The organism is uncultured Finegoldia sp., assembly GCF_947252345.1.
Classification (GTDB): Bacteria; Bacillota; Clostridia; order Tissierellales; family Peptoniphilaceae; genus Finegoldia.
Map to the genome: position 1 here is coordinate 1 of NZ_CAMXVC010000051.1, position 4,541 is coordinate 4,541.

Genomic DNA, 4,541 nt, shown 5'->3' on the forward strand with positions numbered 1-4,541 from the left:
GGATTACTTAACTCAAAACTAATAAATTATGTTTTTATAAGTAAAAGCGGTAATACGCAAGTATCGGCAAACGAATTGAATCTACTGCCATTTTCTAAAAATAATGTAAAAGATATTTCGGCATTTGTATCAAAATATTTGTCAGAGTTAAGAGAACATCAAGAAGAATTGGATAGGCTTGTATGCGAAGCATATGATTTATCCGTTAATGAAATAAATATGATTCTAGATTATTGAGGTGAGGCATTTATGAAAAAACTACAGTTTAAAACAAATTCCCGACATATTAGCCAATTAGGGCGTGAGCTTGTTACAGATTTTGTTACAGCATTAGTGGAACTTATTAAAAACTCTTACGATGCGGATGCCTATGGTGTGAAAATCATTTTGGATAAACCCAATACCCCACAAAGCAGGATTGTTCTAATTGACACTGGTACAGGAATGACACAATCGGACTTCGAAAATAAGTGGATGGTAATTGGTACAAACAATAAAATTACTGAACCTTATACCCCTAAAGGTAGAAAAAAGGCAGGAAAAAAAGGTATTGGTAGATTTTCAGTTGAACGTTTAGCAGAAAAAGTTCAAATTTACTCATTTCCAGAATTTGAACCACCATATAGAGTAGATATTAACTGGAATAGTTTTGAGGAAATAAATATTCCTGCATTGACCCAAAGAATTGGTATACTAAAAGACCATCAAGAATCTACAGCTGCAAAATTCATTTGTAATCAGCTTGAGTATTTTATGCTTACTGATAAGATTCTTCAAGAAGATAAAGATACTGTGGAATCGATACTTGGAACAAAAAGTTTTGAATACCCTATGTTTTATAAAAACGAAACACTCAGGCTGCTTGAAGATAAAGTCGTACCGATAATAAAGAAATATGAAGACATTGAATTACTGATTGGCGATGTTTCAAGTTCATTGGATACTATAGATTCACAAAGCGAATCAGAAGTATTTACTATGCTTGAAGAGTTATATATTAAATTTAACTTATCTAAATCTCAAACTGGTATGATTTTAATCATGGAAGGTTTGAGAGATGAATGGAAACAAAGAGATATCGACAAACTACAAAAAGAATTACGCTTATTAGTAGCTCCAGATTTTATCGAAAGTGACCCATTCAAAATTGAACTAGTTGCTCCCGAATTTAAAGTAGAGGATATTGTTTTAGTCAATGAAATTCTTGACTTAAGATATGCAAAAATTGATGCTGAGATTTTTGATAATGCTCAAAAATCACGTATAACTTATAGTGATAAGGAAGGGAAAAATGACATCGTTGAGGAGAACTATGAAAAGCCTTTGTTATGTGGAAATCTGAAAGCGGAGATATACTTCTTCCTAAGAGACAGTGCAAATTTATCTGATGCAGAGTCTGGATATAATTTTAGATTTGCTCAAAGAATTCTAGACACGTATTGTGGCATTAAGATTTATCGAGATAATTTTAGAGTTAAGCCATACGGAGATATTGGGAATGATTGGCTCTTGCTTGACAAGAAAAAGGTAAAAGATACACACGGATATCTTGTGGGTAATAATCAGGTTATAGGTGTGGTTAAGATTGGGGATGAGACCAATCCTCTATTGATTGATGCGACCAACAGAGAAGGAATTATAGAAAATGAAGCTTACTCGCAGCTTGTCAGCTTTTTATCTAAATGTACAAATCTTATTAGTGATGCCAGAAGAAAGGCGTATTTGGCTGAGCAGGAAGAAATTCAAAAGCTTGCGGACGAAAAAAAGAAGATTGATTCCCAATTCGAAAACTTAAAAGAGCTATATAAGGAAGATGATTTTGTAAAACAAATCGGGAAATTATTTTCTAATGATGAAGAAGTTTCAGCTCAAAAAATTGATGAACTTCTGGAAACATATATTGCACATACTGAAAAGAAGAAGCAAGGAATTGAAAAAATCCAAAATGATTATAATAGACACTATTCAGAAACGCAAAAAGCATATCAAGCAAAAATTGATTTTCAAGAAAGTGAATTGAATCTTTATAAAAATTTGGCGTCATTGGGCATGCTAACGGGATCATTTGGACATGAAACAAGTGACATTGTTAGCAGAATACAAACGAGTTTGCTTCTTGTTAACCTTTATTTGGATAATGGTATGGATATAAACCAAATTAAAGATGTTGTATCTATTGTTAGTGGAGATTTTGACCGTATATATGCATACAGTAATTTAATTGTTAATTTTTTGCGCAAACGAAAGAGAACTATTGATTCAGAAATTAATCTCAGTAGTGCATTAAAAGAAGTTGGCGGTTTTTATCAAACCATAGTTAAGTCTTTTGATATCACTTTGAATTTTGTGTGTGAAGATACGATAGAATATAAAATTAAACAAATTGACTTTGAGTCCATTGTCATCAACATGATAACAAACGCTTTTGAGCAAGTTAAGGGACGAGAAAACCGTAAAATTACTGTTACTATTTCCCAGAGTGCTTCACATTTAATAATCTATTTTGAAGATTCGGGGGCGGGGATTCCAGAAGGAAAAGAAAAAGAGATTTTTAGACCTTTTGAAACTACAAAAGAAAACGGAATTGGATTAGGATTGAATATTGTTAAAGATATTGTAGAAAAATATCATGGGGATATATCTGTTAAGCGTTCTGAAACTATGCTTGGAGCGAAATTTATCGTAACATTACCAAAAGGAGATGAGTAAGATGGATGAATTGATTGGTTTGTTTATTGAAGACGAAGCTGCAAATGTTGACATATACACTCGACTTTTTGCTCTTGAAGGATTGAAACTTGATTGTCTAGATAAACTTCCATTAACAGTTGACAGCTATTATGATATTATTTTGGAGAAGAATGTAGATTTCTTAATTATTGACTTTCATTTAGAGAAACAGGTCACATATAAAGGGATAGATGTGCTAAGAGAAATACGAAAACATGATAGTACAATCTATGCTGTTCTTTTAACCAACTATGAACTTGATGACTTTGCAGACCAGTTTGGTGATTATGACTATGAGTTGCAAAAATCAGAAATTACTTCTCGATATAAAGATGTTGCAGAAAAGATAAAGAGAGCTTGCGGTTTAAGAAAAGAAAATTTGATGTATAGAGCTGTTGAAATCAAGCAACAACAAGATACCGAAACTATTCGATTATTACAAGAAATTAGCTCAAAGTTGGATGAAAAAAAATAACAGAGGATGTCATTATGGAATATATAAGAAAACAACGTTGGGCAAATTACTTAAGCCCTAAGTGCAAAGAATACTTAAGAAATGACTTTTCTCATGAATGTGCATATTGCAAATTGCAAGAACAAGAAGTAGGAATAGTTGGTTTGGACTTTTTTGAAATAGACCATTTTAAGCCGCAGTCCTTGAATTTGCCTGACACACATAAATATCATAATTTATATTATTCTTGCGAAAAGTGTAATAACGAGAAAAGTGATATTTGGGATACAAAACTACTCGACCCTTGTACTGATGATATCTTTTCTGGGATTAACCCTGCAATTATAGGAGGAAAAAAAGAGAATCATTATAAATATATTGCCAAAAACGATAGAGGAACATTTTATATTAATACCTTTAAACTTAATTCCAGAACACAAATCCGTTTCAGGAAAGCAAGAGAAAATCATGAAAACAGCTTACACACGATTAATACTCTGATTGATGAAATACTATTAAAATTTCAACACAATACCGAATTACACGATTTGAAGGATTTGATATTTCAATTAGACAACCTTAGACATTTAAAGCAACAAGAGCTTGACAAGCTGCTTAAAGATGAAATGTTCGAAAAAGCAGAAGAATATCTAAATGATAAGGGAATTGAAAACAGTCTGGTATTTGAAGAGTATAATATGGATTTTAAGATGAAATTCAATGGTAGTACATATTATTGCGAACTTTTGGTAGATAACTCACTGGAAGAAAAAACAGAATATAGAAAAAACATAAGTGTAGAAAAGTTGACTACTTGGTTTGAAAAATTAAATTCTAATTTTGGCATTTTGTTTTATTATCCCAGAATAAACCGCATGTATTTTTATCCTGTTTCAAATAACATGACACTTCCAGAAATTACTGATGGTAAAAAAATAAGACAAATAAAAATCAATGACAAGTGTTTATTATAGAAGGTTAGACTGAAGGACATTATTTCCTTAACTTGAGGTAATGAAAAGGTGGAGTCTGGGATGGGCTTATTGAAAGAATTATCAAAGCAAATGACTTGAGATTTTGTAAAAGGATTTACTGTTGCTAATTTAAAAATATGTGGCAGTTTTATTTAACATTTTATTTGTGGGAGAAGGGTTGCGTAATCGATATTAGTACTGCAAAAAATACTGATATTTCCGTGATTTTTGTGGGGACATGTTTTAATTTGATACTCACGTCGAGACTATAGCGTTGATACAAAAGATGTAAACTTAGAAATCCTTCATTTTAAGCAGTTTTATAAGAATTTTGTCTTCGATAAAGATGAAGAAGGATACGTCAAAAAGACTCAAAAAAACTA

4 protein-coding genes are annotated in these 4,541 nt (G+C 31.7%); all 4 read left to right on the plus strand.

The annotated features are described in order from the left end of the window. Positions 1-237 (plus strand): hypothetical protein (locus Q0X02_RS07725; protein WP_297813978.1); only part of this gene is annotated, 237 nt, incomplete at its 5' end. A gap of 12 nt (positions 238-249) precedes the next feature. Further along, a complete protein-coding gene (locus Q0X02_RS07730) occupies positions 250-2,709 on the plus strand; it encodes a sensor histidine kinase (RefSeq protein WP_297813981.1) in 2,460 nt (819 codons plus the stop codon). Between the two features lies 1 nt (position 2,710). Then, positions 2,711-3,205: a response regulator gene (locus tag Q0X02_RS07735; RefSeq protein ID WP_022008419.1), complete on the plus strand. Its 495-nt coding sequence runs from the start codon at positions 2,711-2,713 to the stop codon at positions 3,203-3,205. A gap of 14 nt (positions 3,206-3,219) precedes the next feature. Continuing rightward, positions 3,220-4,158 carry an HNH endonuclease gene (locus Q0X02_RS07740; RefSeq protein WP_297813988.1) on the plus strand — a complete coding sequence of 313 codons (939 nt, stop codon included), beginning with the start codon at positions 3,220-3,222 and terminating at the stop codon, positions 4,156-4,158. Positions 4,159-4,541 lie beyond the last annotated feature (383 nt).